This window comes from Pseudomonas sp. NPDC088429, from assembly GCF_044753305.1.
In the GTDB taxonomy this organism is placed as follows: domain Bacteria; phylum Pseudomonadota; class Gammaproteobacteria; order Pseudomonadales; family Pseudomonadaceae; genus Aquipseudomonas; species Aquipseudomonas rustica.
This window is the reverse complement of record NZ_JBIVMX010000135.1, coordinates 1-3,575: the sequence shown is the minus strand read 5'-3', so window position 1 is coordinate 3,575 and position 3,575 is coordinate 1. Positions and strand designations below refer to the sequence as shown.

The following is a 3,575-nucleotide window of genomic DNA, read 5'->3' as shown; positions in this document are numbered from 1 at the left end:
CCGCGCGATAAGGACGCGAACCGGTGGCGATCATGATGTGCTTGGCCACCAGATTCTCGACCACGCCGTTGGCGCAGACCACTTCGATGGTTAGCTCGTCGGCGAAGCTGCCGGTGCCGAAGAACACGTCGACGCGGTTACGGGCGTAGTAGCCGGTACGCGAAGCGACTTGTTTGGAAATGACTTTCTCGGCGCTTTTCAACACGTCCGGGAAGGAGAACCAGCGTGGCTCGCCGATCGCCCGGAACATAGGATTAGTGTTGAACTGCATGATCTGCCGCACCGAGTGACGCAGTGCCTTGGACGGGATGGTGCCGAGGTGGGTGCAGTTGCCGCCGACCTGACGACGGCTGTCGACCATCGCGACCTTGCGCCCTGCTTTGGCGGCGTTCATTGCCGCGCCTTCTCCCGCCGGGCCGGAACCCAGTACCACCACGTCGTAGTTGTAGACAGCCATGCGTACTCCTCAGAACAGGCCGCGGTGCCAGCAGCACCTACGGCTAAATCACGCCGAACGGCGGCGCGAAGGAACAATTGGGGGTCAATCAAGAACCCGGACACAGTCTATAGAAGCGTCAACGCCGCGCACATTAACCCTTGGTCGCGTCGTAGGCTACTTTTGCCTGCACTACAACGCCAGCTTTCGTATTGTTCTCAGTCAGTTTTTTTGCCACTGAGGCGTTCGAACGCCGGACTGGTGCGGATGACGAAACCTGTATCGGCACGAATCACCAAGAATGCACCGATGTCATGTTTTTCGGCATAGTCCATAGCCCTTTCGGGGCCGAGAATAAGCAACAGCGTCGATAGTCCATCGGCCATCAACGCTGAAGGATGAATTACCGTGACTGACGCCAGGTCGTGTAGGACGGGTGCACCGGTGCGGGCATCGAAGGTGTGGGAATAGCGCCGGCCGTCCTGCAGGAAATAGTTGCGGTAGTCGCCAGAGGTCGAAACGCCGTAGCCGTCGACATCAATGATGCGCTCGGCGATCTGTTGATCGTCGCGGGGTTCTTCCAGAGCAATGCGCCACGGGGAGCCGTCGAGCTTTTTGCCTTTTGCCTTGAGTTCGCCGGTGGCTTCGGCGAGGTAATCGTGGATGCCCATGGCGTCGAGCCGGGCCGCAATGGTGTCGACGGCGTAACCAGCGGCGATACTATTGAAGTCGACCTCGACAGCGGCGTCCTTGCACAACTGATCGCCATTGATGTGCAGATGCTGATGACCGACCCGCTGCATCACCTCAGCCAGTGCAGCGGCATCGGGAACTTTTTCTTCGCGACCCTGCGGGCCGAAGCCCCAGAGATTCATCAGCGGTTCAACGGTGAGGTCGTAGGAACCTTCGCTTTGCGCTGACAGTAGTCCGCCGACGCGGATCAATTCGAGTACCGACGCGGGCATTGTCTGACAGCTATTGGCGGGCAAAGCGTTGAAACGTTCGATGTCGGAATCGTTGCGGTAAGTGGACAGCTGCTGGTCGACTTCGGCGAGGATCCCTTCTACTTCACTGCGAACTTGCGCGGAATCGGCATCACCCGCATGACGCACGTACTTGATCGAATACGTGCTGCCCATGGTTGGCCCGCCAAAGCTTTCCATCGACTCACCCTCGCCGCAGGCCGCCAAAAAAGCCGCCAAAACCACGAACCCCACAAACCGTCCAGTGAACAATTCTTCATCTCCCCGCAAAACAGCGCCGGCCATTATGAATCAAAGGGCCCGCTCGCTCCCAACGGATGGAACGCGCTTCTAAAAATCCAATAAAGAGTATCTAAAAATGTCCACTTCCACGGGCAAAGGCAAAGCGATCTTTCGCGTTGTCAGCGGCAACTTCCTCGAAATGTTCGACTTCATGGTCTATGGCTTCTACGCCACGGCCATCGCCAAAACCTTCTTCCCGACTGACAGTGCCTTCGCTTCGCTGATGCTGTCGTTGGCGACTTTTGGTGCCGGTTTCCTGATGCGACCGCTGGGGGCGATCTTCCTCGGCGCTACATTGACCGTCATGGCCGTCGCCAGGGTTTGATCATCACGCTGGCATTGATGGCCGCCGGTACGGTGCTGATTGCCTGTGTCCCGGGATACGCCACCCTCGGCGTTGCCGCTCCTTTGCTCGTGCTGTTTGGCCGCTTGCTGCAAGGTTTTTCGGCGGGCGTGGAGCTGGGCGGCGTCTCGGTGTATCTGGCAGAAATCGCCACACCGGGCCGCAAGGGCTTTTTCGTCAGTTGGCAGTCCGCCAGCCAACAAGCGGCGGTGGTGTTCGCCGGTTTGCTCGGCGTCGGCCTCAATCATTGGCTGAGTCCGGAACAAATGGGTGATTGGGGATGGCGCGTGCCGTTCCTGATCGGCTGCATGATTGTGCCGGTGATCTTTGTCATTCGTCGTTCGCTGGAAGAAACTCCGGAATTCCAGGCACGGAAACATCGCCCTACCCTGCGGGAAATCGTCCGCTCGATCGGTCAGAACTTTGGCATTGTCATCGCCGGCATGGCGCTGGTGGTGATGACCACGGTGTCTTTCTACCTGATCACCGCGTACACCCCGACTTTCGGCAAGGCTGAGCTGCACTTGTCGGATTTCGATGCGTTGCTGGTGACGGTGTGTATTGGTTTGTCGAATTTCTTCTGGCTGCCGGTGATGGGCGCGGTGTCTGACAAGATTGGACGTAAACCCCTACTGCTGGCGGCGACGATTCTGGCGATTCTGACCGCGTATCCAGCGCTGTCGTGGTTGGTGGCGAATCCGAGCTTCAGCCATTTGCTGATCGTCGAGTTGTGGTTGTCGTTCCTGTACGGCTCGTACAACGGCGCGATGGTGGTGGCGCTGACCGAGATCATGCCGGTGGAAGTGCGTACAACCGGGTTCTCGCTGGCCTATAGCCTGGCGACGGCGACGTTTGGCGGGTTTACCCCGGCGGCGTGCACGTACCTGATTCATGTGCTGGATAACAAGGCTGCGCCGGGGATCTGGCTGAGTGGTGCGGCGGTACTCGGGTTGATTGCAACGTTGGTGCTGTTTCGTGGCAACAAGCATGAACTGCGCACGGCGCAAGCGGCCATACCCGGCGGCGCTCGTTAAATAGCTATCGCGAGCAGGCTCACTCCTACATTGGATCTGTGTCGTTCACAAATCCCCATGTAGGAGTGTGCCTGCTCGCGAAGGGGCCGGTACTGACAACACAGCTCTAAAAGGCACACAAACAAAAACGCCCCGACCAAAGTCGGGGCGTTTTCATGTGCAGCTATCGCTTAGCGCGGGAACGCTGGCGGATTCACATCAGCCATGTCTTCCATCACGCGGATAACCTGGCAGCTGTAACCGAACTCGTTGTCGTACCAGACGTACAGAACAACGCGGTTGTCCTGAACGATGGTCGCTTCAGCGTCGACCACACCAGCGTGGCGCGAGCCCACGAAGTCGGTCGAAACCACTTCCTGCGAGTTAACGAAGTCGATTTGCTTGTGCAGATCGGAGTGCAGCGCCATGTAGCGCAGGTACTCGTTCATCTCTTCACGGGTGGCGGCTTTCTCAAGCTTGAGGTTGAGAATGGCCATCGACACGTTCGGCGTTGGACC

At 58.3% G+C, this 3,575-nt stretch carries 2 protein-coding genes and 2 pseudogenes; 1 reads left to right on the top strand and 3 read right to left on the bottom strand.

Annotated features, from left to right (window positions below; translation table 11 throughout):
* The coding region (locus ACIP66_RS28335; RefSeq protein WP_400652557.1) for an FAD-dependent oxidoreductase at positions 1–457 on the bottom strand (457 nt) is incomplete at its 3' end.
* Between the two features lie 197 nt (positions 458–654).
* A complete protein-coding gene (locus ACIP66_RS28330) occupies positions 655–1,704 on the bottom strand; it encodes an FAD:protein FMN transferase (RefSeq protein WP_400652554.1) in 1,050 nt (349 codons plus the stop codon).
* Positions 1,705–1,777: 73 nt separating this feature from the next.
* On the opposite strand from ACIP66_RS28330, the pseudogene ACIP66_RS28325 reads away from it, so the two are divergent.
* Positions 1,778–3,078: pseudogene (locus ACIP66_RS28325) on the top strand (MFS transporter).
* A 170-nt stretch (positions 3,079–3,248) separates the two neighbouring features.
* On the opposite strand, the pseudogene ACIP66_RS28320 reads toward ACIP66_RS28325, so the two are convergent.
* Positions 3,249–3,575 (bottom strand): annotated as a pseudogene (locus ACIP66_RS28320) (glyceraldehyde-3-phosphate dehydrogenase); the annotation flags it as partial.